Raw genomic sequence first — 26,286 nt, 5'->3', positions numbered from 1 at the left:
GCGGTGCGGACCGCATAAAGCTTCAGTCCAAACGACGGCGCAGCCGCGCCACGAAGAAGCCGTCGATCCCGCCGAGATCGGCCAGCATGCCCGGAAGGCTGCGGACCTCCCCCACCTCGTTGATCGGCTCGGACAGGCCGCCGAGTTCGTCGGCGGTCACAGGCCAACGCTCCACCCGCCTGTCCTGTTCCAACAGGCGGGCGACCTGCGCCTCCCCCTCCTCCGGCTGGATCGAGCAGGTGCAGTAGATCAGCGTGCCGCCGGGCTTGACCAGCTCGACCGAGCGGGCGAGCAGCCGCGACTGGGCGCGGGCCAGCTTGGCGATGTCGTCCGGCGTCTTGACCCGCAGGATGTCGGGATGGCGCCGGATCGCACCAGTCGCCGAACAGGGTGCGTCGAGCAGCACGGCATCGGCCGGCTCCTCCGGCTCCCAGGTGGCGGCGTCGGCGGCCAGCACCTCGGCCTCCAGCCGCAGGCGCTTCAGGTTCTCGGTCACCCGCTCCAGCCGGCGGGCCGAGCGGTCGATGGCGGTGACCTGCGCGCCCTGCACCACCAGCTGCGCCGTCTTGCCGCCGGGGGCGGCACACAGGTCGAACACCCGCTTGGCCCGAAGATCGCCGAACAGCTTGGCCGGCAGCGAGGCGGCGAGGTCCTGGATCCACCATTCGCCCTCGTCGAAGCCGGGAAGCTCGATCACCGATCCGCCGGGCGGGCGGCGCAGCGAGCCGGTCGGCAGCAGGGTGGCGCCCAACCGCTCCGCCCAGCCCTCCGGGTCGGACTTCACCGTGATGTCCAGCGGCGCCTCGTGCAGGTGCGCCTCGACGATGCCGCGGGTGCGGGCGGTGCCATAGGCGGACCGCCAGGATAGCCACAGCCAGTCCGGCGTGTTCAGCCGCCCGGCATCCTGCCGCGCCGCCATCTCCGCCCCCTCGCGCCCGATCCGGCGCAGCACGGCGTTGATCAGCCCCTTGTAGGGAGCCGCGTTGCGCGCGGCGGCCAGCTCCACCGCGGTATCGACCGCGGCATGGGCGGGGGTGTTCAGGAACACCAGCTGCGCCGTGCCCAGCCGCAGCATGTCGTGGATGGCCGCCTTGGGTAGCCCCGGCTTGGCGAGGCTGGCCTGGATCATCTCGTCGATCTGGCCCAGCCGGCGCAGGACGGTGGCGACCAGCAGGCGGACGAAGCCGCGGTCGCGCGGCTGCAACGCCGCCAGTTCGGGATGCGCGTCGAACGCGTCGTCGAAGGGAACGGACTTGCGCAGCACGTCGCGCAGCAAGTCGAGCGCAACGCCGCGGGCGGCGAGGGAAGTGTCGGTCATGACTATGGATCTAGCGCGCCGGACGGCCAGTGTCGATAAGGGATGCCCGGTGTTTCCAAGCTATGGAGCGCGAAAACGCAGGGCCGGAAAAAGCGAAGGGCCGGTGCGTTGCCGCCCGGCCCTTAGGTCTTCGCTTCTCTACCGGAGAACTGGAGCGGGCGAAGGGATTCGAACCCTCGACCCCAACCTTGGCAAGGTTGTGCTCTACCCCTGAGCTACGCCCGCGCTCCCGTCGTCCGGGAGCCGCTTTCTACGGAAACGCGGCCTCCGCCGCAAGAGGAAAATTCACCCTCTCCTCACTTTTTTCGCGACAGCCTTCCACACCCCTGCTGCGCTGCGGCACCGGGCAGCTTGCGTCCCGGCGGGGGCGCGCTATGGTACGCAACCATACGGCAACGGATGGAGAGTGCGGCATGGCCGGCACCATCACTCTGACCCGCGATGGAGCGGTCGCGACCCTGACCCTGTCCAACCCGGACAAGCTGAACGCCTTCGACAAGCCGATGTGGCACGCCCTGATCGGCCACCTGACCGCGCTTGAAGCCGAAGAGGGAACCCGCGTCGTGGTGATGCGCGGCGGCCCCGGCGCCAACGGCTCCCGCACCTTCTCCCCCGGCGCCGACATCTCGGAGTTCGAGAGCGAGCGCAACAGCCCCGAACAGGGCGCCAGCTACGGCGACCTGATGGACGAGGGGCTGGACGGCCTGCGCGCCTTGCGCCACCCGGTTCTGGCCGCCATCGACGGTCCCTGCTGCGGCATCGGGCTGGCGGTGGCGCTGGCCTGCGACCTCAGGGTCTGTTCGGAGAGCAGCCGTTTCGGCGTGCCGGTCAGCCGGCTCGGCATCTCGATGGGACCGACGGAACTCAAGCTGGTCGCCGACGTCGCCGGCGGCCCGGCGGCGCTGGAGATCCTGCTGGAAGGCCGCGTCTTCGGTGCGGCGGAGGCCAAGGACAAGAATCTCGTCCACCGCGTCGTCGCGGACGAAGGCTTCGAGGCGGAGATCGCCGCCACCGTCCAGCGCATCGCCGCCGGCGCGCCGCTGGCCGCCACCCTGCACAAGCGCTATGTCCGCCGCCTGTCCGACCCGGCGCCGCTGACCGAGGCCGAGATCGCGGAATGCTACCGCTGCTTCGGCACCGAGGATTTCCGCGAGGGTTACCGCGCCTTCCTGGAGAAGCGGAAGCCGGTGTTCACCGGGCACTGATCCCTCGTTGATCCGTAGGGCAGAGCGCGCTTACGCATGGCAGGGCTTTCGCATGTGCGATGGTCAATGCGGCGGAACGTCTCACATTCGTAGGGTTCCGCTCCCTGCCTGACGGTCCGTCATGTCGCGCGTCACCCCGCTGATCATCGCCTGCGCCCTGTTCATGGAGAATCTCGACTCGACGGTGATCGCCACCGCGCTGCCGGGAATCGCGCAGTCGATGGGCGAGGATCCGCTGCGGCTCAGTCTGGCGATGACCTCCTACATGCTGGCGCTGGCGGTGTTCCTGCCGGTCAGCGGCTGGGCGGCCGACCGCTATGGCGCGCGCACCGTCTTCGCCAGCGCCATTGCCGTCTTCATGGCGGGGTCCATCGCCTGCGGCCTGTCGAACGGGCTGGCGGAGCTGGTGGCCGCCCGCATCCTCCAGGGCATCGGCGGCGCGATGATGGTCCCGGTCGGCCGGCTGATCCTGCTGCGCACCGTGCCCAAGGACCAGTTGGTGACGGCGATGGCGCGGATGACCCTGCCGGCCCTGATCGGGCCGGCGCTGGGGCCGTTGGTGGGCGGCGCGATCACCACCTATGCCTCCTGGCGCTGGATCTTCTTCATCAACGTGCCGATCGGGCTGGTCGGAATCGCGCTGGTGCTGGCGCTGATCCCCAACCTGAAGGAGGAGCAGCGCGACCCCTTCGACTCCCGCGGTTTCCTGTGGAGCGCCATCGCGCTGGCCGCCTTCATGTTCGGCTTCGAGAATGTCGGGCGCGACCTGCTGCCGGCCACCGCGGTGGCCATCCTGCTGGCGGTGGCGCTGCTGGCGACGCTGGCCTATCTGCGCCACGCCCGCCGGGTGCTGCGGCCGGTGCTGGATCCGTCGCTGTTCCGGCTGCCGACCTACCGCGCCTCGGTGCTGGGCGGCACGCTGTTCCGCATCGGCAACGGCGCGGTGCCCTTCCTGATGCCGGTGATGCTGCAGATCGGCTTCGGCCTGACCGCCTTCGAGTCGGGCGCCCTGACCTTCGCCGGAGCGGCGGGAGCGCTGACCATGAAGGCGCTGGCCGGCCCGATCCTGCGGCGCTTCGGCTTCCGTCTGGTGCTGACCCTCAATTCGCTGGTCAGCGGCGCGATCCTGGCCAGCTACGGCGCCTTCCGCCCCGACACGCCGCATCTGGTGATCCTGGGCGCGCTGCTGCTGGGCGGCTTCTTCCGGTCGCTGCAGTTCACCGGCATGAACACGCTGAGCTATGCCGAGGTGCCGCAGCCGATGACCAGCCGCGCCAACACGCTGGCCAGCGTGATGCAGCAGCTGTCGCTGAGCCTGGGCGTCGCCGTCGGCGCCACCGCGCTGCACCTGACCACCCAGTGGAGCGGCGGCGTCCTGACCCCCGCCACCTTCGTTCCCGCCTTCCTGACGGTGGGGCTGATGGCCTGCGCCTCCAGCCTGCCCTTCTGGCGCTTGGCCGCCGATGCCGGTGACGAGATCAGCGGGCATATCGGCAGCCCTCGCCCGGAAACAAACCCAGAAACGCAGCATGACGCCGCCCGCAGCGCGACGGTCAAGGCCGCTGCCCTGACCGACGCTGCGGATTAGCAAAGACGGGGGCGAAGTGCCGCCCTCCCGTTTCCGAGCATCGGAAACACCCCTATCCATTATACGGATATGCCCGGATCGCTGTGACTTCGGATGAGAATAATTCCGGCGATCATGATTAATTTTCGTGCGAGTCGCTTTTACTAGCGCGTGCGTTCCGGGCGCGTTCCCGCTATAAACATGCATGGCGGCCATGCGCCGTCCTCAAGATAAACGGGAGGCTCCGGGCGGCTGCGCATCGGGGCGGGACAGCATGATGGATTGGGACAAGCTGCGGGTATTCCACGCGGTTGCCGAAGCCGGCAGCTTCACGCATGCCGGCGAGACGTTGAACCTCAGCCAGTCGGCGGTCAGCCGCCAGATCAGCGCGCTCGAGGAAAGCCTGGGCGTTCCGCTGTTTCACCGCCACGCCCGCGGGCTGATCCTGACCGAACAGGGCGAGCTGCTTCACCGCACCGCCCGCGACGTGTTCGCCAAGCTGTCGATGACCGAGGCGATGCTGACCGAAAGCCGGGAGCATCCCAAGGGACCGCTGCGGGTGACGACGACCGTCGCCTTCGGATCGACCTGGCTGACGCCGCGCATCAACGAATTCATGTCGATCTACCCCGACATCCAGCTGACGCTGCTGATCGACGACGACGAGCTGGACCTGGCGATGCGCGAGGCTGACATCGCCATCCGCATGAACACGCCGCGCCAGCCGGACCTGATCCAGCGGCACCTGATGTCGATCCGCTTCCACCTCTATGCCAGCCAGAGCTACCTGAAGAAAAGGGGCACGCCCAAGACGGCGGCCGAGCTGGACAATCACGACCTGATCACCTATCCGCCCGACGTGCGGGCGCCGATTCCGAACGTCAACTGGATCATGGAGGTGGGCGACCCCTCGCCCAACCGGAAGCCGATCCTGCAGGTCAATAGCGTCTACGCCATCTATCGCGCGGTGGAGAGCGGGCTTGGCATCGGCGCGCTGCCCGACTTCCTGGTCGACAGCTTCTCCAAGGATGTGACCCGGATCCTGCCGGACGTCGACGGGCCGAAGGTCGACGCCTATTTCGTCTATGCCGAAGAATTGCGCCATTCCAAGCGCATCGCGGTCTTCCGCGACTTCCTGGTTAAAAAAGTGGCAGAAACTCCGTTCTGACCCCAAACATTTTCAGTGATCGCGTAAGAGAATTGCCGAAATCGACGATGTCCTTCCGACTTTCCGGAGCGGCACCGTCGATTTCGGCATTTTTATTAGCCTTCTAAGGATATTTTGAAGCCATGCGCGTCTTGCATGGTAGATTTATACATTTGTGCCTGGAAAGTTGGCAGCAGAATGGTCAAATTTTGACCGTTGGATGTTGCGACGCAGCATCCGATGTTTCGTCCCGGAGGTCTCCCCTCCGGGGTTGGGTCCTCGGACCCAGCGTCTCCCAGACGTGAAGCCTCCCTGTTCAACTCGCCGCTAATCCAATGGGTTAGCGGCGGTTTTTTTATGTGGGCAGGGGCTGGGGCCTCACCGGGGTCTCAGGATTGCTTGGCTTGGTGAACTGGCTCTCCTCGGCGTGATCGGCAGACCCGGCACGAGCGGGCGCTCATCCACCTGCAGATCATGACACCACTTGCCAATGGACCGGCCCCTTGCCGGCGGCGTCGAACATTCCGCGGTGCCAGGAGGCTCGCCCCCCAGCAGCCGGCAGCGGCAGAACCACAGCGCGCCCCCACCGCAAAATCACCGCGGCGACGCCGGCTGTTTCAATCGGCTGGCCGAGTTTATGGAGGTGTGAGGCGGGTTTGACCGCTCCTGCACCGTCAGCTACGCTCCGTCGATCATTGGCGGGGACAAATTCCGTGGCCGACTTGATGGAAGCCCTCTGGGACATCCTGCTCGAGAACCGCCTTCTCCGGTGGTTCTTCATCGGCCTTCTGATTGGATTGGTCCTGATCGGCTACATGATCTGGTCCGGCTCCGATATGGATGCTGCGGATGCCCTGATGGGGATCGTCGTCAGCGGCATCCTCGTGTTTGGACTGCGTTTCCTTCTTTGGTTCTTTAACCATTGAGGTTCTACGGACAGATCATCACCGGTCGCGCCAGGAAGCGCGTTCGGACCGAGGGCGACACGCTGAATGCCGCCGGCTGGCTCAACCGGTTGGCAGAGTTCATGGAACTCCGACACACCCCATCTTGACCTTCACGCCTCGTCGTACCCCTGCTCTCGCGTCTGCCCTTCGCGGTCGTTGGCCTTCTCCGAGGCGGGCCGCCTTACGCCGTTCCCATTCGGCTCCTTCTCCGAGCGGATCGACGGCACGTCTGGTGCCTGCTTGTTGACCTCACCCTGCACAGGCTGGTCTTCGGCTGGCTTGTCACTCATAACGCTCTCCGATGTCGGTTGCCGGACTCCAACAGCCGCTATCCGAATTCATCTCCGCCCGCGCCATCCCGGCTGCGGGCTTTTTCATGCCCGAACCGGAGGCACCCATGGCCGCGTGGTGGCGGCGTCGCCCGCCGTAACCACGGCTACCGACGGCTCGTCGACGTCGCCTGCTGCGGGCGACTTCAAGGCGACCGCCAGTACGGTCCAAATCGGGACGCTGGAACTTCAACACGAAGGAATGCAACGGACCTGACGGTCGTCGTCAAGCCGGCATTGCTGCAGTCTCCGCTGGCGGTTCGGTGATGGCGACGGTGACCTATCCCAGGTTTGGTTCATCAGACGGCGATTCTGACAGCCAGTGCGATAAGTCGGTTTCCAGCAGCCGGCCCAACGCCACCACCGAATCACTGTACTGGTGTATAAGAGCGTGGCGAAGCCGGGGAGGCAGGGAAGCAGAAGGCCCCTGAAACACAGGTCGGCGCAACACTTCATCCGGTATCGTGTCGTAGAAGCGACCGTCGACGCCGATATGTTTGCACAGTTTCGATAGGAACGCTCTTGGTTCTGCCAGCATTTCTTCGAACAGTCCGATCATCAGCTGCTCTGCCGGGAATATGGACTGCCAACGCAGGATCGCCTCCGCATAAGCCCCACGGCGCCTCGAGCCGGCTGAGCGGAAATGATCGAGGAACCATTGTTCAGAGGCTTCCTCCACCGTCATTTCCGCGCGAAGCACGGCCATGCGGGCGGCGGACCAAGCCCGCTCGATGGGGTTGCGCAGCACATAGAACAGACGAAGGTCCGGACACAGGCTGTAAAGCTCACGGATCGCATCGGCGGAAATGATCGCGTATGCGGGCGTTATCTCGCCGGTGCGGATGCTGGGCGCATGTACATCGGCGGTGTCGTCGGGGGCGGCGCCGAATTGGCTCAACCACCAGCTGACACCCATGTCCCGCCGGGCGTCCCAAAAGTGAATTTCCTTTCCAGCAGGGAAACGGATGTCGGGATGAGAAGACAAAGTTTCGTAAATCCAGGTCGTCCCGGATTTCTGCGCCCCAATTCCGATGAAATCCGGTCGCATTCTCCGCAATCCCGCTCATGTTCCGCCATTCGGCCAACGGTATAGAAAGGGCGTCTGTCCTGTCAAATATGGTGGCGGCCCCGGATTTCCTGCGGCAGTGGGTGCCGCTGACCGCAAATAGCGGGCCCGCAGTTGCGCCGGATCATCACTGGCATTCCCCGGGTGCGCTCAATGCGGAGAGAACGCTTGCCGTGTTGTTTGAACGCGTGATAATGCAGTTACTAACCGGTGTAGACGGTCAGCGTCAAAATCCTTCGTACGAATCTTGCCTCTAAATGCCGAGAAACAGAGACAAAAAATCAATTGTTACGGCGTGCTTTACCGATGACGCCGGCTGGCTGGTCATAGTTTTTGTCTCTAACGGCGCAGGTGCACTTTTCTTGGAAGATCTGTCCCTGAAAACGAGCCGGAGACAGTTCAACCACATACATGCAGCGTCTCTCTCGATCAAGAATCACCCGTTCGCGCCCTTCGTATGTACGATCCTGCCACTTTTGCGGGAGGAGATCGACGCAGGATGGGCGGAGTTTCAGGTGCTGCACGGCGATGGCTGGACCGAAAAGGTCGAGATTCGAATCGACGGATCCCCGACTGCGGCGCGGTCGCCCACCGCCTTTTCGGAGGAAGCGCTGCGGCAGAGCATCGAGCATTTCCGTGGGATGGGACTGCCGTTCGCTCGCGCGCTCGCTTTCGGGCACGCCATGGCGATGGCTGATCCCTCGGCCGGTCAGATGGTGCAGGTGGCGCGGCCGGACAACCGGGATGACGCCCGGGGCGAGGTGACGGCCGAAGAAATCGCCGCGGTGGTCGCTCCGTATTTCGACCCCACCTACTACCGGGCCACCTATCCCGATCTTGCTGCGATCGGCACCGGGACATCGGATTCCGCTCTGTTGCACCATTTCTGCCAGATCGGGTGGCGCGAGGGACGGAATCCAAGCCCGGCTTTCGACACCCTCTATTACGCGGCGGCGAACCCGGATGTGACGGGAGCCGGGATCAATCCCTTCTGGCACTACGTCGTCGCCGGCATGGCCGAGGGCCGGCGCGCCCGGCCGCATGACGGGCGCCGGCGCGCCATCCTGCGGAGCCTTCCGCTGGTGCCGACACGGCGCGAAGCCGCCGTTCCGAACGCCGTGACCCGCCTGCACCGCGAGCGCCTCGCCGAAGCGCTGGCCGCGCGATCGTGCATCCGCCCCGGCGCTCAGCGGCACGGACGCCGGGGTGTCGTCCTCTCCGTCAGCCACGACTGCTACATCCGCTCCTTCGGCGGCACGCAGATCGTGATCTCGGACGAGCAGGAGCGCTTCAACGCACAGGATTACATCTACATCCACATTTCCCCCAGCCTTCCGGTGCTGTCGATCGACCCGGAGGGTCCGGGCGCGGATCTTTTGGAGGTGGTGGTCGACGGCGTCCATGTCGGGACATCGAACCATGACGACCTCGCCTGGGCTCTCGCAAAGTGCTTCGATGGCCGCGCTCTCGACCGCCTGTTCACGGTCCACTGCGCGCTGGGCCACCGGGTGGACGGGCTGGTCGCGCTGCAGCGCGCGGTGAAATCGTCCCGCAACTGGTTCTGGGTGCATGATTTTTCCTCCCTCTGCGCCAATCACACCCTGCTGCGGAACGATGTCTCCTTCTGCGGGGCGCCGCCGCCCGACAGCACCGCCTGCGCCATCTGCATCCACGGCGGGGAGCGGAGCCGCCATCTCCGCAGCATGGAGCGGCTGTTCACCGAAATCCGCTTCCATGTGCTGGCGCCGTCGACCAGCGCTCTGGGCCTGTGGCGCCATGGGTCGTGGCTGCCGGCTCTGTCGACCGACGTGCTGGAGCATTGCCGGTTCGTCGAGAGCGGCTTGCGGCTGTCGGCCGGCGATGGCTCCGGCCTGGGGACGCCCGGAAAACCGGTGCGGATTGCCTTCGTCGGAAGCCCGACCTTCCACAAGGGCTGGGGCCTGTTCGAGGATCTGGTCGACGCATTGCGGGGCAGCTTCAGCTACCGGTTCCACCATTTCGCCGCACCCGGACTACACCGCGGTCTGCCGGGCGTGGCGGAGGTCGCGGTAACCGTCACCGCCACCGACCGCCACGGCATGGCGGAGTCGCTGGCGGCCCATGCCATCGATCTGGTCCTGGTCCCGTCCGTCTGGCCGGAAACCTTTTCCTTCGTCACCCACGAGGCGTTGGCTGCGGGAGCCGACGTGGTGGCGCTGGAAGCCAGCGGCAACGTTGCCGCGACGGTGTCCCGGCTGGGGCGCGGCCATGTTTTCCGCAGCGAAAGCGACCTTCTGGAATTCTTCACCAGCTTCGCAGCGGTGGAGCATGTGCGCGACCGCCTGCGGAAGGGGATCCCGGCCGGCACGCTCGACCATTGCGGAACGACGGCTGCGCTCGTCGAACGGACGGAGGCCAGGACTTGAGCGGCGTGCACTGTTTCACCAGCTTCACCTACAGCTACCTGTCGCGGGCGCGCGTGCTGGCGCAGACGCTGCGCCGCGTGCATCCCGATTGGACCATGTGGGCGCTGATCGTCGATGAGTTGCCGGACGGCGTGTCGGCGGCGGAGGCGCATGCCGGCTTCGACAAGGTGGTCTTCGCGCGCGATCTCGGAATCCCGCACTTCGACAGCTGGATCTTCGGCCACGACATCGTGGAAGCCTGCACCGCGGTGAAGGGGCGCATGCTGGCGGAGATGCTCCGGCTCGGCTGCGAGACGGTGGTCTATCTCGATCCCGACATCGCGGTGTTCTCGTCGCTCGATGAGACGCTCGGCCGGCACGACGACGGGGCGATCCTGCTGACGCCGCACCAGATCGACCCGAACGACACGCTGCCCGTCATCGCCGACAACGAACTGGGATCGCTGAAATACGGGACCTACAATCTTGGTTTCATCGCGGTACGCAACGTGGCGGAGGGGCGCCGGTTCGCCGACTGGTGGGCGGATATGCTGCACATCGCCTGCTACGACGATCCGGACAACGGGATTTTCACGGACCAGAAATGGTGCGACCTGGTGCCGGCCTTTTTCGATGGCGTGCGCATCCTGCGTGACCCGGGATGCAACGTCGCCAGTTGGAATCTCAGCCGGCGGCAGGTCGAGATCGGGCATGACGGCGGCATTCTCGTCAACGGCAGCCCGCTGAAGTTCTATCACTTCACCAAGATCAATTCCGTCGGCGACGTGATGACCGAACGCTATGCGGACGGCAACATTCACGTCCACGAACTCTGGCACTGGTACAAGCGGGCCATCGCCGCTCCCGCTGGCCCCAACATCCCGCGCGACTGGTGGGCCTATGGCCGCTTCGACAACGGCGTGCCGGTCTCGCGGGAGATGCGTCTCCTCTTCCGCGAGAACCCGTTGCTGGCGACGGCGTTCCCGACGCCCTTGCGCACAATCGGAAGCTGCTTCTTCGACTGGCTGGGCCGGGAGCGGCCGGAAATCCTGAAGAGCGGCGCCGTCGGCTTCGTGGTCCTGGGCATGCACCGCAGCGGCACCTCGGCGCTGGCCGGCTGGTTCGCCAAGCGCGGGGTCTGCCGCGGCGACCGCTTCATCGGCGCCGACGATGGCAATCCCGACGGCTACTGGGAGCATGAGGAACTCGTCACCATCAACGAGCGGCTGCTCGCCGCGGCCGGCGGCGGCTGGGACACGGTCGACATGGCCGTGCCCGAAAACAGTCAGGCTGCCGACGGAGCGCTGTCGAAGCGGGCGCAGGCCTTCCTTTCGGATCTCGGCCGCGACCGGCGCCTCTGGTTCCTGAAGGATCCCCGCCTTTGCCGAACGCTGTCCTTCTGGATTCCGCGTCTGGAAGCCCTGCCTGCGCGCATCAAATACCTGCACGTCGTCCGCGATCCCTGGTCGGTGGCGCGATCGCTGGCGCGACGCGACGGGCTCTCCGCCGAGCACAGCCATCTGCTCTGGGCACTGCACAACCTGGAGGCGGAGCGGCAGACACGCGGGCGTCCGCGCGTGTGGCTGGAGTTCGACACCATGGTCGCCAGCGGCGACGAGGCCGTGCTCGCCGCCATCCAGGCCCAACTGCCGGACGGCGCGTTGGATGACCTCACGGTCGATCTGGAGCACGACGCCATTCATGCCGACCGGGTTCGCTCGGCCGGTTCGCGTAGCGGAGTCGGCGACGACGGTCTGTTCGACGTCGGGCGCCTGCATGGTCTCTTGACAGCTCTGCGCGAGGACGATGGCCGAATGTCCCTCATGGCGGAGATCGATGGATGCCGTGAGCGTCTCTTCCACCAAATCCGCACATATCGTACGCTGCTGCTCGATCAGGAGCGCGAGGCGTTGCGGGCAAGGGCGGAAACGCTGGCCGTCAAATCGCAGGAGCGGCTGGACATGTGGCGACAGACCGACGAGCAACTGCGGGCGATGACCGAGCAGCGCGACCGGGTTCTGCGCCTGCTGCAGGAGCGCGCGCCCAATCCCTTCGGCCGCTCGCGTTGAGGCGAGGCGATTACCGGTCAGCCGGCGTGGTGACCTGGAATTCCAGCAGCGCGCCTTCCGCGGAGGATGCGGGCAGCAGCAGCCCGGCCCGTCCGTCGCGGATGAGGGATCGATCGATGCAGAGACGGATCCGCATCGCGCCGTCGGCTGAGGAATTGGCATCCTCCAGCGGCAGCGGACTCAGGGCTTCATCATCGCGATAGCCGGCCGGGATGCGGGTGGGCAGGCGGAGCACGACGTGCAATGGACCTTGCCCCGTCATGCTGTCCGATGGAACGGTAAAGCGCACCAGCCGGTGGCGGACGCAGATGAGGGAAGAGAAGACCGGGTTCGGTCCGACAACGTCCACCGTCATCCAACCGCCTTCCCGATCCAGCGCCTCCAGCATCACGCCATGACCGTCCATCGCTCCGTCGTCGATCGCAAAAGCCGCGCGAAAGCGGCACTGCGCGGGCATGGCAGCCCCGGCGTCGGGAGGGTCAACACGGGCGACCTCGATGGGATCACCGGTCAGATGGGCACCGATCAGGACGCCACCGACGCTGCACCGCAGTTGCAGGGGCTTGGCGATGCGGGACAGATCGACGACGCCGTCGAAGACCAGGACGGAGCGTCCCTTGTCGATGGTCCCGCAGACCTCCCGCATCGGCCCGTCCGGCGGCGGGCTCGAACTGCCGTCGCTTTCCGTATCGACCAGCCAGGGCGGGCGGCCGGTGGCGTCCTGCACCAACCTTCCGGAGCGGAAAAGCGGGTTGGCCCGCGTCCGCAAGCCGGCCCAGAGATCGAACACCGACCCGATATCGATCGCGACCGCGCCGACGGATTTGGCCCAGCAGCAGTAAACCTTGCCGAGAATTCCCGCGCCGACCAGGACGGGCACGCCCGGCCGACGCCGGACATGGTCGCTGATGAAGGCGCCGACCTCCAGATAGCGGGTGGGGAAATGCGGGTTGAGCAGACACTGTTCCAGCTTTTCCGCCTGGGGAAGGTCGGAGTAATGCATCTCCGGCGGTATCAGGAAGGGAGTGACCTTTGCGATGCCGAAGCGGTCGGCGACGATGCCGGCGACATCGCGCGAGGTGATCAATACCACCTCGTCCAATCCACCGAGCAGCCTGTCGTAGAGGCCTTCCCGCTCCAGGTTGGTGTGGATGCCGGGAGAGGTGAGCGCCGTGCCATCGGCAAGATATCCGAATTCCCGCACATAGAGCGCGGCGGCCTTGAACGGATCGGTCCGGTCGGCATCCGTCACGGTGTCCGGGTTGGGAAGCCCCAGGATATCGGCGGTGAGGCAAGCCATCCTGAGATCGGCCTGGATTTGCTGGACGGCGGCATCCGGAAAGAATGGATGACCGAACCACACCTTCATCATCTCGGAAACGGACAGCCAGTTGGTGTGGACCGGATACCCCATGATCCGGGCTTCACCGTCACCGAGCCGGATCAGGGAGAAGGGGCGCTTTTCCGAGATCGCCGAATGCAAAGCGTCGGCGACGTCGGGATATTTCAGGTAGCGCTGCATGCCGCCCACCCTGCGGGGCTTGTCCGGAAGTGGCGCGTTGTAGCAGAGCGGCCGGGGCGTCGCAAGCGACCGGCCCGACGGACCCGGCCCAACGGACCAAGCCGATCCCGCTCGGGCCATGGGGCGGGGCCTGATTCCAAGCTCACCCAACGGTCGGGCCGCATTGCCGATCACCTGCGGAGACGAACACATCACGGCCAAGGCGCCGATGCACAAAGGGCCGCCCATGGGACGGCCCCCTGTTCATGCCCGACAGCCCGCCACACAAGCGAGCGTGGGTTGGCCTCAAGCCACTTCGGCCACTTCGATCTGCCCGGCGCGCTCATTCAACTTGGTGCGGATCCGCTCCAGCGCATCCACGGGGATGTCGATCTTCACGCAGGGCTCCTGAACGCGCGGATCGTCTCCCGGATACAGCGCCTCATATTCGGCGGCATTGTCGTAGGCCTGGCGGTTGTCCGCTTCGAGATAGGTCTCGACCGGCAGCCCCTCGGCATACATGCCGTCATGGCTGTCGAGTTCGATGTGGAAATATTCGATCTCCTCCATCGCATCGACTTGCCGAACCGACGAACCGTTGATCAGCAGGCGGGCCGAGACACCATACTGGCCGATCAGCAGGGCATGACCGGGGGAGATGTAGAGGTCGCGGGCGGGCAATCCTTGGGCGATGGCGCCGCGGGCGATCCTGACCGGCAGGTGAATCTTGCGCAGATGCTCGGTGTCGAAGGACGACCCCATCAGCAAGCGCCGGCCGATCCAGCGGATCGAACGGAATTCGCCGGTCATCGACGACTGGATCAGATCGCCGATCTTCAGGCTTTCGACAGGCACGTCGCCGGACATGGAGCGGACATAGGTGCCGCGAAGGATGCAGGTCGGAGCAGGAAGGGTCATTTTAGGAGATGCCCAATGTCGTTTTGAGGAGTTCTCCACCGGCCGTGCGGAGGTTTCCGATGTCCGGCACGGCGATGGCGCACTCCGAAAAGGTTACTCCTTTAAGCAATCCGCGGGGCGGCGAAGTTGTGCAGATTTACGACTGCCGGTGACCAATTGTCTCAGATGCGCCGGTGGACGACTGCGGCATTTCGTCCGGTTCCTGCTCCTCCAGCGCCGCCCGCGCAAGGGCGAGGATATTGTCCAGCCGGATCACCAGTTCATTCTCGCACAGGGCTGAACGTGCTGATGCGGCTTCGTTTATGATCGCCCGCAAGGCGTCGCTTTGTGTCATGTCGACCTCCGATCTCGTGGTGCCCGCCTGTCCCTTCGACAGAACTCCACCCGGCAGCCCCATTCCCTGTGAAAAACTTCACAGCACGCATCCCGCCGTTTCGCATACCCATTTATGCATCAGCAACGGAGGGCTCTCCCATGCACATGCGCAACATCAGGGTGAACGGCAAGCGGACCAGCATGAAGCTGATGCCGGTGGAGTGGGAGTCGCTCGAGGAAATCTGCGCCCGCGAGAACATGACGATGAGCGAACTGGTGTCGAAGATCGATGCCGAACGTCAGGACTGCGACAATCTCACCGGCTGCGTCCGCGTCTATGCGCTGTGCTATTTCCGCAAGGCCGCCAGCCTGTCGGAGCCGATGCCCCGCCACCGCGCGCCGACGGCCGTTGCCTTCGCGGCGGAATAACCAGCCGGCCCATCCCGCATAAAGTCTATCCCGCATAAGCGGTTCGCCGAAGCACCGGCCGCCGGGGTCCGACCATCGGACAGGACCCGTGGCGCCGCCGCTGCCGGCACACCATGTTCGACGCAGGCGCCGTTCCGGCGGCCGCCCACCTTGCGTCGACCAAGATGGTGTGCCGATGCCGGATGTCGACCAGTTTCCCGTCTACAGCGCCGCCGAGCGGCGGGCGGATGCGGCCGTCCACGCAATCGGGGTGACGGCGGGCGTCGCCGGATTCGTCTGGCTGCTGAATGCGGGCGTGTTCTCCGGCGCGGTTCCGGTCCGTACGGCGCTGGCGCTGGTCGTCTACGGTTTGGGGCTGGTGGGAATGCTGACGGCGTCGGCCGCCTACAACCTCGCCCCACCCGGCCTGGGCAAGGCGCTGCTGCGGCGGATCGACCATGCCATGATCTTCGTGATGATCGCCGGCACCTACACGCCCTTCACGCTGGGGCTGGGCCAGGGGATAGGGCTGGGCGGCGCCGTGTGGGGCGGGGCCGCCTTCGGCGCGGCGCTGAAGCTGCGCTTTCCGGGGCGCTTCAACCGGCTGGGGCTGGCACTCTATCTCGGGCTCGGCTGGGCGGTCGTCACCGCGCTGGAACCGTTGGGGACGGCATTGTCGGCCCCCGCCCTGTGGCTGCTGATTGCGGGCGGGCTGGTCTACACCATCGGCGTCGTCTTCCACCTGATGGAGCGGATGCCCTACAACAACGCGGTCTGGCACCTGATGGTGCTGGTCGCCGCCAGTTGCCACTTCGCCGCGATCACGATGGCGTTTCTCTGAATGGCGTTTCTCTGAATGGCGTTTCTCTGACTGGCGTGTCTCTGAAATGCCGGGGCCACACGGGACAAGCGGCTGCCGATTCCGTATCTTCCGCGGATCACCATCCAAGGGAGACATGATGGGCCGGGCAGTGATGGGCCAGAGAGACAACGGAAGCCGATCGATCGGCCGTGCGACGTTCGTGGGAGCCGCGCTGGCACTCTCGGTCACGGTTGCAGTCGGCACCGCGCGGGCCGAGCCGTCCTTCGATTGCAAGGCGGCCGCCACGCCGGTTGAAAAGGCGATCTGCGCCGATCCCAAATTGGCCGATGCCGACCGCGAGATCGCCGACGCCTACAAAACCCTGCAGGATCTGTCGGGCACCGCCGACCGCGAGCGGCTGCGCACGGAGCAGCGGGCATGGCTGGCCCAGCGCAACCAGTGTGCGGCGGCCCCCTCCCCCGTCGCCTGCCTTGGTCCGGTGCTGGACGCCCGGCGGACGGCCCTGTCCGAGTCGGCGCCCAAGGCGGTCGCCGCGCTGACCGCCATCGTCGACGGCATCGCCACCGACCCGGCCGGCGCCGCCAAGCGGCTTGCCGAGATCCGCGGCGGGCCGGGCAAGGGATGGAGCGCCTATCTGCTGCGCTTCGGCCCCTCCCCCGACCGCGCCAGGGCCGAGGCGCTGCTGCGCGAGGCCATCGCGGGCATCGACGATTCCTATGCTCGTGAAACCGCGTCGGGTGTCGACCTCGCCACCGACGAAGGCTTCCTCACCGCGCTCCGCGTCGTCAGCGACGATGTGGAGATGGCCTGGCCCTGTTCGGTGATGGAAAAGCGGGGGGCGGCGGCCTGGAAGGCGATGGAGCCGCTGTACGGCAGCAATCGCGACAATTTCGGCGCCTATCCCGCCTGCCCCGACGGCAACGCCCTGCTCGCCTCCCCGGAGTGGAAGGAGGTGGACGACCTGTTCGCGCCGATGCTGGAGGCGGCCTCCAACCGCACCGGCACCATCCGCTTCGCGACCTACCGCCAGATGGGCGTCGACCGCTTGAAGTCGGCGGTCGATCCGCGCCTGTTCGTCGCCGACGCGCCGCAACTGGCCGCACTGCTCAAGGATGCCGCCGGCTGGTCCAACCCGCGCTGGGTCGCGCCCGGCTGGGGCGACCGCCTGCGCAAGGCGGTGGACGCGGCGGTGGTGGCCTGGACGCCGCAGATCGCCGACCGCTACGGCATGGCCAAGCCGGAGGCCCGCCGGGTGGCGGAGGCGGTGGCCGCGCAGGGGCTGAGCGGCAGCGTCGGCCTGATCACCGACAATCTGGAACTCCAGAAGGACACCCGCCTCCCCGACTGGCTGCGCGGCAGCTGGAGCTGGAACGGCGGCGGGTCCGAGGACACGCCCTTCACCGGTCCCGCCGGAAAGGCGCGCATCGACGAGACCTCCATCTGCGTCGGCAGCGAGTGCGGCGGCTATGACGTCGCCGGCCAGGGAGAGGACGCCCCCTTCGATCCCAAGGAGGTGCCGAAGGACGTCAAGCCCGCCCCGAATGCCGCCCGCCAAGCGGTCAGCCTTGCCCCGGTGTCGGCCGGCTCCAGCCTGACCATCGTCCCGCTCGCCGGCGGCAATCTGCTGGTCACCGGTACGGCCAAGCCGGTGGTTCTGAAGCGCGAGGGGAAATAGACCGGCTCCGGCGCCGGCCCTTCTCCCCCCGGGGAACGCGAAAGTCTCGAACGCGAAAGTCTTGCCTGCATCGTTCGGGTAGGCGACACTTCGCGGCGCGTGCTGCGGTTGCGGAACCGGGCGCGGCTTTCCGGGGGGAGGCATGGCACGGAACCTCAAGGCGCTCGGGTTGTGGCGCACCGCGCTGGTCGCCAGCGTCCGCAAGGACGCGCCGGACCTGTCGGCGCGGCAGCTGGCGATCCTTCTCCAGGTCTATCTGACCGATCCGCCGCACACGGTGCGCGGTCTGGCATCCCTGCTGAACATTTCGAAGCCGGCGGTGACCCGCGCGCTCGACCGCCTGTCGGTTCTGGGCTTCGTCAAGCGCAAGCGCGATGCGGAGGACAAGCGCAACGTGCTGGTCCAGCGCACCGTGAAGGGCAGCGTCTATCTGTCCGATTTCGCCGAGCTGGTGATCGCCGCCGGCGCCGTCGCGCCGGAGGACATGGCCCGCATCCAGGCCGACGAGGAACTGGCCGCCGCCGCCAAGGCAAGGCTGGAGGCGGCGTTGCAGGACGTGCCGACGCGGGAGGCCGCCGCACTGGAAGCCTCCGCATCCTGAGCGGTCCTTTCCCCACTCCGGACACCGTCCGAGGGGGAAGGAATCCCTCCCTTACAGCAGCGCTTCCAGCACGCGGTCGGGCGGGGCGTGGCCGTCGGTGAAGGTCTTGATGTTGATCACCACCTTCTCGCCCATGTCGATGCGGCCCTCGATGGTGGCAGAGCCCATGTGCGGCAGCAGGACGACATTGTCCAGCCGCAGGAGCTTCGGGTTGACCGCCGGCTCATGCTCGAACACATCCAGCCCGGCACCGGCGATCTCGCCCTTCGACAGCATGCGGGTCAGCGCCACCTCGTCGATCACCTCCCCGCGCGAGGTGTTGACGATGTAGCAGTGCGGGCGCAGCAGCTTCAGCCGGCGTTCCGACAGCAGGTGATAGGTGGCCGGCGTGTGCGGGCAGTTGATCGATACGATGTCCATCCGCGCCAGCATCTGGTCCAGGCTGGACCAGTAGGTCGCCTCCAGCTCCTGCTCCAGTTCCGGATGGACGCGGCGGCGGTTGTGGTAGTGGATCGACATGCCGAAGGCGCGCGCCCGCTTGGCCAGCGCCGAACCGATGCGGCCCATGCCCAAGATGCCCAGTCGCTTGCCGCTGATGCGGTGGCCCAGCATGGTGGTCGGCCCCCAGCCGGTCCATTGGCCGGAGCGGACCAGCCGCTCGCCCTCCGCCACGCGGCGCGCGGTGGCGAGCAGCAGCGCCATGGTCATGTCCGCGGTATCCTCGGTCAGGACGCCGGGGGTGTTGGTGACGACGATGCCGCGCTCGCGCGCCGCCTTGAGGTCGATGTGGTCGACGCCGGTGCCGAAGGAGGCGATCAGCCGCAGCTGCGGTCCGGCGGCTTCGATCAGCGCGCGGTCGATGCGGTCGGTGACGGTGGGCACCAGCACCTCGGCGACGTTCATCGCATCCTGCATCTGTGCCGGGGTGAGCGGCACGTCGTCCGGATTGAGCCGGGTGTCGAACAGCTCCATCATCCGCGTCTCGATGACGTCCGGCAGCTTGCGGGTGACGACAACGAGCGGCTTCTTCTTGTCGGTCATCGGTGCTGGTCCTCCCTTGCCCCGGCCCGCCCGCATCGAGGTCCCGGCACGGGCTGCTCCGGTCCATGGTTGCCATACCAAGCGGTCGTGGGACTGTCCAGAAGTCCGTCGCGAAAGCCCGACCTGCGGCGGGGAGATTGCAGCCTTGGACCGGGGTGGCGGACCGGGGTGGCGGCGCTTGCCCTATCGAACGGGTGGTCTCTATAGTGCGGCCCGGTTTTTCCCCCTCGTCAGCTCCGGTGCCGCCATGCCTGTCCGCCGCTCCGTCCTCCCCTCCCTGGCCCTGATCCTGGGGTTGGGCATGGGGCTTGTCGCGGGCGGCGCAATTCCGGGCACGGGCGCGGCGTTCGCCGCGGAGAGCAAGGATCCGACCCATGCGTCGGGCCTGCCGATCCCCCGTTTCGTCACCGTGCGCGTCGGCGAGGTGAACCTGCGCTCCGGCCCCAACGGCAGCTATCCCATCGAATGGGTCTTCAAGCGCAAGGACATGCCGGTGGAGATCATCCAGGAATTCGACACCTGGCGCCGCATCCGCGACTGGGAGGGGGCGGAAGGCTGGGTTCACCAGAGCGCACTGTCCGGCCGCCGCGGCATCCTGATCGTCGGCCAGACCCGCGCGATCTTTGAGTCGCCGCGCGGCGACAGCGCGGTGGTGGCGCGGGCGGAGCCCGGCGTCGTCGGGTCGCTGAAGAAGTGCCGCGACGAGTGGTGCGAGGTCGATGTGAAGGGTTATCGCGGCTGGATGAAGCGCACCGATTTCTGGGGCACCTATCCCAGCGAGAAGATCGAATAGCGGACCGCATCGTTCGGTAATCATCGCGTCGGCGGTCCGGCATCCGGCACCGATACCAGCGTTGACAGCAACCGGTTGCAGGATCACCAGTCGGGAGATGCACAGTTCCGTGCTTCTCCCGATTCCGGCGATGCGATGCTGAAGCTTGCGTTTCTGCTGATCGGCCCTCGGGCCTTCCGGTCCCACTGGTACGTGATCGCCCTGCTCGGCCTGCTGTCGATGGGGTTGGGGCTGGCGCTGGCACTGAATGCGTCCGTCGGACTGACCCAGGTCATCTACAGCTTCCTGGGACTGGTCTTCACGGCGGCCGGCGCCGTAAGCCTGCTGATGGCCCTCTCCGCCTCCTTGGGGGCCAACCGGCGCTTCGCCCTGGCACGGTCGGTGCTGGCGATCCTTGCCGGCGGATTGCTGCTGGCCTCGCCGCTGTTGAACGGCTGGGCGCTGGCGTTGCCTCTCGCCATCGTCCTGGCGCTCGACGGGGCGAACCGGGCGGCTGCCGCAGCGGTGTTCCGCGTGCGGAACTGGCGGCTCCTGATCCTCTGCGGGCTGGCGGAACTGGCGCTGGCGGCGATGATGATGACGGAATGGCCGCTGCCCTCCGACCGCAACACGCCTCTGTGCATCGGACTGTTCATCGGCCTGTCGGGCTGGCTTCTGCTGCGGCTGGGGGTATTGCTGCGCAACCTGGAGGACGAGGCGGCAATCCTCAACCTGCCGATCTTTTCCGGCCGCGGCTGGTACGACAACGCCCCCGTTCTGGTGGGCGACAGCCCAGAGCCGGCCGGTCGTCACGATCGGCCGCTCGTGGTGCGGGTGTGGACCCCGGTCGCCTCCGCCACTGCGCCGTTGGACAGGCGGCTGGTGATCGACCGCTACATCGCCGCCATCGACCGCAACGGCGTGGTGTCCACCGGCCACTCCGCGTTGGAATTGGCGCCCGATCTGTATATCAGCCACTATCCGGCCAACGAGATCGACCAGTCCGGCGTCAGCTTCGTGACCGCGCTGCGCAGCGGAGCCGAGAACGACGTGCCTGGCCGCTTCCTGCCGTCCTACGAGGAAGAGATCGCCGACTGGTGCCCCGCCGATTCGACCGTGGAGCTGTGGACCTACGATCGCTGGCGTCTGCGGGCCTTCTGGGCCGGATACCGGCAGGACAGCACCTACAACCTCTCCAACCGGAACTGTTCGGTCGTCGTCGCCGCCGCATTGGACGCGACGCTGGAAGGCGCCTTGGCCAGCCGCTTCCCCTGGGTGCGTCTGCTGCGCCTGCTGATGGATCCCGATATCTGGGTCGCCTCCCTGATCCGCAGCCGTGCCGATGCGATGAGTTGGACGCCGGGTTTCGTGCTGGATTACGCGGCGGCGCTGGCCCGCGTCGTCGACCGCCCCGACCGGTCCTGGCGCCACGGCCTCGGCGACTTTCTCGGCCAACTGCGCAGCACCGCCCGTCCGCCGGAAGGCGGCTTGGACGGCGGTATGGATGGCCGGCCGGATACGCAGCCGTCATGACCGATACCCAATCACCTTATGGAACAGGAGCAGGCATGACATCGGAGCCGACAGCGGATGACGGCGGCCTGCTGTCGCGCGCCGCGGTGATCGCCACGGCGATGATGTTCGGGCTGACCTACAGCCTGAGCGCCGCCCTGATCGCGCTGGACCTGTCGCGGCAGAATCTGAGCGACCTGACCATCGGCGCCAACGCGGCGATGCATGCGCTGGGCGTGCTGGCGATGGCCGTGCTGCTGCCGCGGATCGTGGCGCGGCTGGGCATCCGCCGGCTGGTGATCGTGGCGCTGGCGGGGGCGGCGGTTCTGCTGGCCCTGTTCCCCGCCACCCCGATCTGGATCTGGTTTCCCCTGCGCATCCTGCTGGGGGCCGCGTCGGAAACCCTGTTCGTCCTGTCGGAGACCTGGACCAACAGCCTGAGCAGCGAGGCCACCCGCGCCCGCGCCATGGCGGTCTACACCGCGGCGCTGTCGTCCGGCTTCGCGCTGGGACCGCTGATGCTGTCGCTGCTGGGCTCCGGCGGGGCGCTGCCCTATCTGGCCGGCGCCGGTGTCGCCGCCGCCGCCGCTCTGCTGGTCGCCTCCCCCCGCATCCGCGCGCCGGAGTTCGAGCGGCCGTCGCGCGAAGGGCCGCTGCATTTCATCCGGCTGGCTCCGGTCGCCATCGGCGCCATCGTGCTGAACGCCGCCATCGAGACCGCCGGCCTGTCCTTCCTGGCGATCTACGCCACCAAGCTCGGCTGGTCGGAGACCGGAGCGACCAGCCTGATGTCCTGCATGATGATCGGCGCCATCCTGCTGCAGCTTCCCATCGGCTGGCTGGGCGACAAGATGGACCGGCTGACGCTGGTGATCGGGCTGGCGGTCTGCGCCGCGCTGGGGGCGCTGGTCTGGCCGGTCGCGCTGATGAGCGAGGTCGCGACCTACGCGCTGCTGTTCGTCTGGGGCGGCGCCTTCGTCGGCGTCTACACCATCATGCTGGCCATCGTCGGCAGCCGGTTCCAGGGATCGGAACTGGTGGGGATCTATGCCGCCATGGGGCTGATGTGGGGCGTCGGCGCGCTGGCCGGGCCGGTGCTGGCCGGTGCGGCGATGGAGCTGACCCGGCATGGGCTGGCCTTCTTCGCCGCTGGCGCCTGCCTGGCCTTCGCCGCGTCGGCGCTGCGCCATAGGACGGCGGAAGACCGCCCGGATGGCACCCAACCGGGCACGGGGGCTTGAAGGCGGGCGGGAAAGGCCGTACGGTCGCCACCTTACCTTTCTCTACTGCAAGAGCAGTCCAATGAGCGGCGCGTCCGGCAAACAGATCAAGAAAGTGGTGCTCGCCTATTCGGGCGGCCTCGACACCTCGGTCATCCTGAAGTGGCTGCAGGAAACCTATTCCTGCGAGGTGGTGACCTTCACCGCCGACCTCGGCCAGGGCGAGGAGTTGGAGCCCGCCCGCAAGAAGGCCGAGCTTCTGGGCATCAAGCCGGAAAACATCTTCATCGACGATCTGCGCGAGGAATTCGTGCGGGACTTCGTCTTCCCGATGTTCCGCGCCAACACGCTCTACGAGGGCACCTACCTGCTCGGCACCTCGATCGCCCGGCCGCTGATCGCCAAGCGCCAGATCGAGATCGCCAACATGGTCGGCGCCGACGCCGTCGCCCATGGCGCCACCGGCAAGGGCAACGATCAGGTCCGTTTCGAGCTGGGCTATTACGCCCTGCGCCCGGACATCACGGTCATCGCGCCGTGGCGCGAATGGACCCTGAACAGCCGCACCACCCTGCTGGACTACGCCGAGAAGAACCAGATTCCGATCGCGAAGGACAAGCGCGGCGAGGCCCCCTACTCCACCGACGCCAACCTCCTGCACATCTCCTACGAGGGCAAGGCGCTGGAGGACCCGTGGGTCGAGCCGGACGAGGACATGTTCACCCGCTCCGTCGCCCCGGAGAAGGCGCCGGACACCCCGACCTACATCGAGGTGGAGTTCAAGAACGGTGACGCGGTCGCCATCGACGGCAAGGCGCTGTCGCCGGCAGCATTGCTGACCGAGCTGAACCGCCTGGGCGGCGAGAACGGCATCGGCCGCCTCGATCTGGTCGAGAACCGCTATGTCGGCATGAAGTCGCGCGGCGTCTACGAGACCCCGGGCGGCAGCATCCTGCTGGTGGCGCATCGCGCGATGGAGAGCATCACCCTCGACCGCGGTGCCGGGCACCTGAAGGACGAGCTGATGCCGCGCTACGCCGAGCTGATCTATTGCGGCTATTGGTGGAGCCCGGAGCGTCTGGCCATCCAGGCGCTGATCGACCAGACCCAGTCGCTGGTCAACGGCACCGTCCGTCTGAAGCTGTTCAAGGGCAACGTCACGGTCGTCGGCCGCAAGTCGCCGAACTCGCTGTACCGCATGGACTATGTGACCTTCGAGCAGGACAGCGTCTACAACCAGAAGGACGCGGAAGGCTTCATCAAGCTGAACGCGCTCCGCCTGCGTCTGGGCGCCATGGCCAAGCAGAAGATCGGCTGATCCGGGGACCGGCTCCACCGCCCGCCGGTCGGGCGGTGGAGCGTTCCTCCGTCTACTGTGCCGCCAGCATGTCGCGGCGGATCTCCACGGCCCGGTCGGCCGCCTTGCCGACCACCTCCTGGAGCCGTTCGAACTCGGCGCTGTAGCTGCCGACGCCGAAGGTCAGCGAGCGCAGCTCCACGATCAGATCCTGCATGTCGGCCTGCGGCATGCACGCCTTCACCTCGTCCCAGCCGGGCCAGCCCGGCCGCGCATCGAAGCCCAGAAGCTGGCCGCGCCGGCCGCTGACCAGACGCTGCACCTTCGGCGTGAAGGTGCTGGGCACCGCGATGGTGACGGTCAGGATCGGTTCCAGCAGCACCGGCTCGCAGGTCGGCAGCGAGTCGGCCATCGCCTGCCGCGCCACCGTCTTGAACGCCATGTCGGAACTGTCGACGGCGTGGAACTGGCCGCCGGTCAGCGTCACCGCGAAATCCACCACCGGAAAGCCCAGCGGCCCGCGCACCGCCGCCTCGCGCACGCCGGCCTCCACCGCCGGGATATACTGGCGCGGCACCGCGCCGCCGACCACCGCATCCTCGAACTGGATGCCTGATCCGCGCGGCAGCGGCCGGACCTCGACATGGATGTCGGCGAACTGGCCGTGGCCGCCGGTCTGGCGCTTGAAGCGGGCGTGGTGGCTGGTGCCCTTGCGGATCGTTTCCTTGTAGGGGACCTGCGGCGGCTGGCCCTTCACCGCGACGTTGAAGCGGCTGCGCAGCCGGTCCATCGCCAGCTTCAGATGCACGTCGCCCTGGCCCCACAGCACCAGTTCGCCGGTCTCCGCCGACTGGTCGAGCATCAGGGAGGGGTCCTCCTCCCGCAGTTTCTGCAAAGCGGCGGACAGCTTGACCTCGTCGTTGCGGTTCTCGGCGCGGAGCGCCAGCCCATGCACCGGCGGGGCGGCGGCCGGCCAGTCGTCCGGCGGGCCGAGATTGGCCTTCTCGGTCAGCCGGTCGCCGGTCGCCGCCTTCTCCAGCCGGCCGAGCGCCACCAGATCGCCGGCGGCGGCCTGCGGCACCTTGGTCTGGTCGCGGCCGAACAGCTGGAAGATTCCGGACACCCGTTCGCCGCCCAGGGTCATGCCGTCGGTGACGGTGCCGCGCCAGACGCGGGCGAGGCTGAGCTTCCCGGCATGGGAGCCCATCATCGTCTTCACCACCTGCGCCGCCACCGCCGTATCGGCCGGGATGTCGATGCGGGCGGCCGTGGTTGAAACCTCCGGCCCCTCGTGCCGCAGGGCCTTCAGCAGGCGGCGGATGCCGTTGTCGTTCTCCGCGGATCCGAAGAAGACCGGCACGATCAAATCGTCGGCCAGCTCGTGCGCCAGCGTCTCGTACAGCTCGGCGCTGTCGGGGGCCATGTCCTCCAGCAGCTTTTCCAGCAGGCCGTCGTCGAAATCGGCAGCCGATTCCAGCATCGCCTGCCGCGCCTCCGCCTCCCAGTCGCGGGCGCCGTCCGGCAGGGCCACCAGATCGGACGGCTTGTGCGGGTTGAAGCGCCAGGCGCGTTCGCTGACCAGATCGACCAGCCCGGTGATCTGGCCGTTCTCGCGCAGCGGCACTTCGCGCAGCACCAGCTTGCGGGTCGAGACCTCCTGATAGGCGGCGACGACGTCCCGCACGCGCAGGTCGCCCAGCGAGTCGATCTTGTTGATGAACAGCAGATGCGGGATGCGGTGGTCGTCCAGCATCTTGAACAGCGGGGCCAGCAGCACCGCCTTCTCCGGCGCAGCCTCCGCCACCACGACGGCGATGTCGGCGGCCATCAGGGCCGCCTGCGCCTCCCCCGTCAACTCCACCGAGCCGGGGCAGTCCAGGATCGACCAGCGTTCCCCCAGGTAATCGAAGGAGGCGACGTTCAGCTCGGTGCTCATCGACCGGGCCTTCGCCTCCGGCGAGTTGTCGCCCACGGCATTGCCGTCGCGCACGCTGCCCTTGCGGGTGACGGCCCCGGCGGCGAACAGCAGGCTTTCCAGCAGCGTCGTCTTGCCGGCGAGATAGGGGCCGACCAGCGCCGCGCAGCGCGCCGTCCGGATTTGCGTATGCGGCATTCACACCTCCCGTCGAAGCTTCGGGCTGTCGTGACCGGGGACGGGGCCTGGGCCGGAG

The 26,286-nt window shown here is 67.0% G+C and carries 22 protein-coding genes and 1 tRNA gene; 14 read left to right on the top strand and 9 right to left on the bottom strand.

All coding sequences use genetic code 11. The features are described 5' to 3' along the window. Positions 1 to 22: 22 nt before the first annotated feature. Both FZ938_RS06440 and FZ938_RS06435 read right to left on the bottom strand, forming a co-directional pair. Positions 23 to 1,318 (bottom strand): RsmB/NOP family class I SAM-dependent RNA methyltransferase, encoded by a 1,296-nt coding sequence (locus FZ938_RS06440; RefSeq protein WP_149197791.1) that lies wholly within the window; start codon positions 1,316 to 1,318, stop codon positions 23 to 25. 150 nt (positions 1,319 to 1,468) lie between these two features. After that, positions 1,469 to 1,543 (bottom strand) — tRNA-Gly (locus FZ938_RS06435). A 188-nt stretch (positions 1,544 to 1,731) separates the two neighbouring features. Here FZ938_RS06435 and FZ938_RS06430 point away from each other — a divergent pair. From FZ938_RS06430 to FZ938_RS06415, 4 genes are all read left to right on the top strand, one after another. After that, positions 1,732 to 2,523 (top strand): enoyl-CoA hydratase/isomerase family protein, encoded by a 792-nt coding sequence (locus tag FZ938_RS06430; RefSeq protein ID WP_149197790.1) that lies wholly within the window; start codon positions 1,732 to 1,734, stop codon positions 2,521 to 2,523. 121 nt (positions 2,524 to 2,644) lie between these two features. Next, a complete protein-coding gene (locus tag FZ938_RS06425; RefSeq protein ID WP_149197789.1) occupies positions 2,645 to 4,111 on the top strand; it encodes a DHA2 family efflux MFS transporter permease subunit in 1,467 nt (488 codons plus the stop codon). A 256-nt stretch (positions 4,112 to 4,367) separates the two neighbouring features. Further along, entirely contained in the window at positions 4,368 to 5,258 is an 891-nt protein-coding gene (locus FZ938_RS06420; protein WP_149198585.1) for a LysR family transcriptional regulator, read from the top strand. A 692-nt stretch (positions 5,259 to 5,950) separates the two neighbouring features. Further along, positions 5,951 to 6,163 (top strand): hypothetical protein, encoded by a 213-nt coding sequence (locus tag FZ938_RS06415; protein WP_149197788.1) that lies wholly within the window; start codon positions 5,951 to 5,953, stop codon positions 6,161 to 6,163. Positions 6,164 to 6,294: 131 nt separating this feature from the next. Here the strand turns inward: FZ938_RS06415 and FZ938_RS06410 are convergent, their stop codons facing one another. Both FZ938_RS06410 and FZ938_RS06405 read right to left on the bottom strand, forming a co-directional pair. After that, on the bottom strand, positions 6,295 to 6,474 hold the full coding sequence (locus FZ938_RS06410) for a hypothetical protein (protein ID WP_149197787.1): 180 nt from the start codon (positions 6,472 to 6,474) through the stop codon (positions 6,295 to 6,297). 319 nt (positions 6,475 to 6,793) lie between these two features. Then, positions 6,794 to 7,561, bottom strand: a complete 768-nt coding sequence (locus tag FZ938_RS06405) for a sulfotransferase family protein (protein WP_149197786.1) — start codon at positions 7,559 to 7,561, stop codon at positions 6,794 to 6,796. Between the two features lie 533 nt (positions 7,562 to 8,094). Between FZ938_RS06405 and FZ938_RS30460 the strand changes: the two genes are divergently transcribed. Together FZ938_RS30460 and FZ938_RS30455 are read left to right on the top strand one after the other, a co-directional pair. Next, positions 8,095 to 9,984: a glycosyltransferase family protein gene (locus tag FZ938_RS30460; RefSeq protein WP_174757207.1), complete on the top strand. Its 1,890-nt coding sequence runs from the start codon at positions 8,095 to 8,097 to the stop codon at positions 9,982 to 9,984. Further along, complete coding sequence (locus tag FZ938_RS30455; protein ID WP_174757205.1) at positions 9,981 to 12,032, top strand: sulfotransferase family protein; 2,052 nt, start codon at positions 9,981 to 9,983, stop codon at positions 12,030 to 12,032. Before FZ938_RS30460 ends, FZ938_RS30455 begins: the two co-directional genes overlap by 4 nt. Positions 12,033 to 12,042: 10 nt before the next feature. On the opposite strand, the gene FZ938_RS06390 is transcribed toward FZ938_RS30455, so the two are convergent. The 3 genes from FZ938_RS06390 to FZ938_RS06380 form a co-directional block, all read right to left on the bottom strand. Continuing rightward, positions 12,043 to 13,554, bottom strand: a complete 1,512-nt coding sequence (locus FZ938_RS06390; protein ID WP_149197785.1) for a GT-D fold domain-containing protein — start codon at positions 13,552 to 13,554, stop codon at positions 12,043 to 12,045. 285 nt (positions 13,555 to 13,839) lie between these two features. After that, a complete protein-coding gene (locus tag FZ938_RS06385) occupies positions 13,840 to 14,451 on the bottom strand; it encodes a Hint domain-containing protein (RefSeq protein WP_149197784.1) in 612 nt (203 codons plus the stop codon). A gap of 136 nt (positions 14,452 to 14,587) precedes the next feature. After that, complete coding sequence (locus FZ938_RS06380) at positions 14,588 to 14,785, bottom strand: hypothetical protein (protein ID WP_149197783.1); 198 nt, start codon at positions 14,783 to 14,785, stop codon at positions 14,588 to 14,590. A 140-nt stretch (positions 14,786 to 14,925) separates the two neighbouring features. On the opposite strand from FZ938_RS06380, the gene FZ938_RS06375 reads away from it, so the two are divergent. The 4 genes from FZ938_RS06375 (at position 14,926) to FZ938_RS06360 (ending at position 18,273) form a co-directional block, all read left to right on the top strand. Beyond that, positions 14,926 to 15,195: a ribbon-helix-helix domain-containing protein gene (locus FZ938_RS06375; RefSeq protein ID WP_149197782.1), complete on the top strand. Its 270-nt coding sequence runs from the start codon at positions 14,926 to 14,928 to the stop codon at positions 15,193 to 15,195. A gap of 175 nt (positions 15,196 to 15,370) precedes the next feature. Then, complete coding sequence (gene trhA, locus FZ938_RS06370) at positions 15,371 to 16,015, top strand: PAQR family membrane homeostasis protein TrhA (RefSeq protein ID WP_246457664.1); 645 nt, start codon at positions 15,371 to 15,373, stop codon at positions 16,013 to 16,015. A gap of 181 nt (positions 16,016 to 16,196) precedes the next feature. Further along, the gene (locus tag FZ938_RS06365; protein WP_246457661.1) at positions 16,197 to 17,672 is read left to right on the top strand and encodes a lysozyme inhibitor LprI family protein; all 1,476 of its coding nucleotides are present in this window, start codon (positions 16,197 to 16,199) and stop codon (positions 17,670 to 17,672) included. Between the two features lie 142 nt (positions 17,673 to 17,814). Beyond that, positions 17,815 to 18,273, top strand: a complete 459-nt coding sequence (locus tag FZ938_RS06360) for a MarR family transcriptional regulator (protein WP_109075192.1) — start codon at positions 17,815 to 17,817, stop codon at positions 18,271 to 18,273. Positions 18,274 to 18,324: 51 nt separating this feature from the next. Here the strand turns inward: FZ938_RS06360 and FZ938_RS06355 are convergent, their stop codons facing one another. Then, positions 18,325 to 19,314, bottom strand: coding sequence for a 2-hydroxyacid dehydrogenase (locus FZ938_RS06355; RefSeq protein WP_149197779.1), 990 nt, complete (start codon positions 19,312 to 19,314; stop codon positions 18,325 to 18,327). A gap of 247 nt (positions 19,315 to 19,561) precedes the next feature. Here FZ938_RS06355 and FZ938_RS06350 point away from each other — a divergent pair, with 247 nt between their 5' ends. The 4 genes from FZ938_RS06350 to FZ938_RS06335 all read left to right on the top strand — a co-directional run bounded on the left by FZ938_RS06350 (position 19,562) and on the right by FZ938_RS06335 (position 24,136). Then, positions 19,562 to 20,107: an SH3 domain-containing protein gene (locus FZ938_RS06350; protein ID WP_174757202.1), complete on the top strand. Its 546-nt coding sequence runs from the start codon at positions 19,562 to 19,564 to the stop codon at positions 20,105 to 20,107. 135 nt (positions 20,108 to 20,242) lie between these two features. Beyond that, positions 20,243 to 21,619, top strand: coding sequence for a protease (locus FZ938_RS06345; protein ID WP_149197778.1), 1,377 nt, complete (start codon positions 20,243 to 20,245; stop codon positions 21,617 to 21,619). 35 nt (positions 21,620 to 21,654) lie between these two features. Then, positions 21,655 to 22,839, top strand: coding sequence for an MFS transporter (locus FZ938_RS06340; RefSeq protein ID WP_149197777.1), 1,185 nt, complete (start codon positions 21,655 to 21,657; stop codon positions 22,837 to 22,839). Between the two features lie 61 nt (positions 22,840 to 22,900). Further along, the gene (locus FZ938_RS06335) at positions 22,901 to 24,136 is read left to right on the top strand and encodes an argininosuccinate synthase (RefSeq protein ID WP_136704665.1); all 1,236 of its coding nucleotides are present in this window, start codon (positions 22,901 to 22,903) and stop codon (positions 24,134 to 24,136) included. A gap of 52 nt (positions 24,137 to 24,188) precedes the next feature. Here the strand turns inward: FZ938_RS06335 and FZ938_RS06330 are convergent, their stop codons facing one another. Continuing rightward, on the bottom strand, positions 24,189 to 26,228 hold the full coding sequence (locus FZ938_RS06330) for an elongation factor G (RefSeq protein ID WP_149197776.1): 2,040 nt from the start codon (positions 26,226 to 26,228) through the stop codon (positions 24,189 to 24,191). Positions 26,229 to 26,286: the final 58 nt, after the last annotated feature.

The organism is Azospirillum oryzae (assembly GCF_008364795.1).
Taxonomy (GTDB): Bacteria; Pseudomonadota; Alphaproteobacteria; order Azospirillales; family Azospirillaceae; genus Azospirillum; species Azospirillum oryzae.
The sequence above is the reverse complement of the archived record's forward strand: the minus strand, read 5'-3'. Positions and strand labels throughout refer to the sequence as shown.

Bases quoted from the DNA above. Each gene is read 5' to 3' on its own strand.
- FZ938_RS06440 (WP_149197791.1), bottom strand. From the start codon at position 1,318: ATGACCGACACTTCCCTCGCCGCCCGCGGCGTTGCGCTCGACTTGCTG.
- FZ938_RS06430 (WP_149197790.1), top strand. From the start codon at position 1,732: ATGGCCGGCACCATCACTCTGACCCGCGATGGAGCGGTCGCGACCCTG.
- FZ938_RS06425 (WP_149197789.1), top strand. From the start codon at position 2,645: ATGTCGCGCGTCACCCCGCTGATCATCGCCTGCGCCCTGTTCATGGAG.
- FZ938_RS06420 (WP_149198585.1), top strand. From the start codon at position 4,368: ATGGATTGGGACAAGCTGCGGGTATTCCACGCGGTTGCCGAAGCCGGC.
- FZ938_RS06410 (WP_149197787.1), bottom strand. From the start codon at position 6,474: ATGAGTGACAAGCCAGCCGAAGACCAGCCTGTGCAGGGTGAGGTCAAC.
- FZ938_RS06405 (WP_149197786.1), bottom strand. From the start codon at position 7,561: ATGCGACCGGATTTCATCGGAATTGGGGCGCAGAAATCCGGGACGACC.
- FZ938_RS06390 (WP_149197785.1), bottom strand. From the start codon at position 13,554: ATGCAGCGCTACCTGAAATATCCCGACGTCGCCGACGCTTTGCATTCG.
- FZ938_RS06385 (WP_149197784.1), bottom strand. From the start codon at position 14,451: ATGACCCTTCCTGCTCCGACCTGCATCCTTCGCGGCACCTATGTCCGC.
- FZ938_RS06380 (WP_149197783.1), bottom strand. From the start codon at position 14,785: ATGACACAAAGCGACGCCTTGCGGGCGATCATAAACGAAGCCGCATCA.
- FZ938_RS06375 (WP_149197782.1), top strand. From the start codon at position 14,926: ATGCACATGCGCAACATCAGGGTGAACGGCAAGCGGACCAGCATGAAG.
- trhA (WP_246457664.1), top strand. From the start codon at position 15,371: ATGCCGGATGTCGACCAGTTTCCCGTCTACAGCGCCGCCGAGCGGCGG.
- FZ938_RS06360 (WP_109075192.1), top strand. From the start codon at position 17,815: ATGGCACGGAACCTCAAGGCGCTCGGGTTGTGGCGCACCGCGCTGGTC.
- FZ938_RS06355 (WP_149197779.1), bottom strand. From the start codon at position 19,314: ATGACCGACAAGAAGAAGCCGCTCGTTGTCGTCACCCGCAAGCTGCCG.
- FZ938_RS06350 (WP_174757202.1), top strand. From the start codon at position 19,562: ATGCCTGTCCGCCGCTCCGTCCTCCCCTCCCTGGCCCTGATCCTGGGG.
- FZ938_RS06345 (WP_149197778.1), top strand. From the start codon at position 20,243: ATGCTGAAGCTTGCGTTTCTGCTGATCGGCCCTCGGGCCTTCCGGTCC.
- FZ938_RS06340 (WP_149197777.1), top strand. From the start codon at position 21,655: ATGACATCGGAGCCGACAGCGGATGACGGCGGCCTGCTGTCGCGCGCC.
- FZ938_RS06335 (WP_136704665.1), top strand. From the start codon at position 22,901: ATGAGCGGCGCGTCCGGCAAACAGATCAAGAAAGTGGTGCTCGCCTAT.
- FZ938_RS06330 (WP_149197776.1), bottom strand. From the start codon at position 26,228: ATGCCGCATACGCAAATCCGGACGGCGCGCTGCGCGGCGCTGGTCGGC.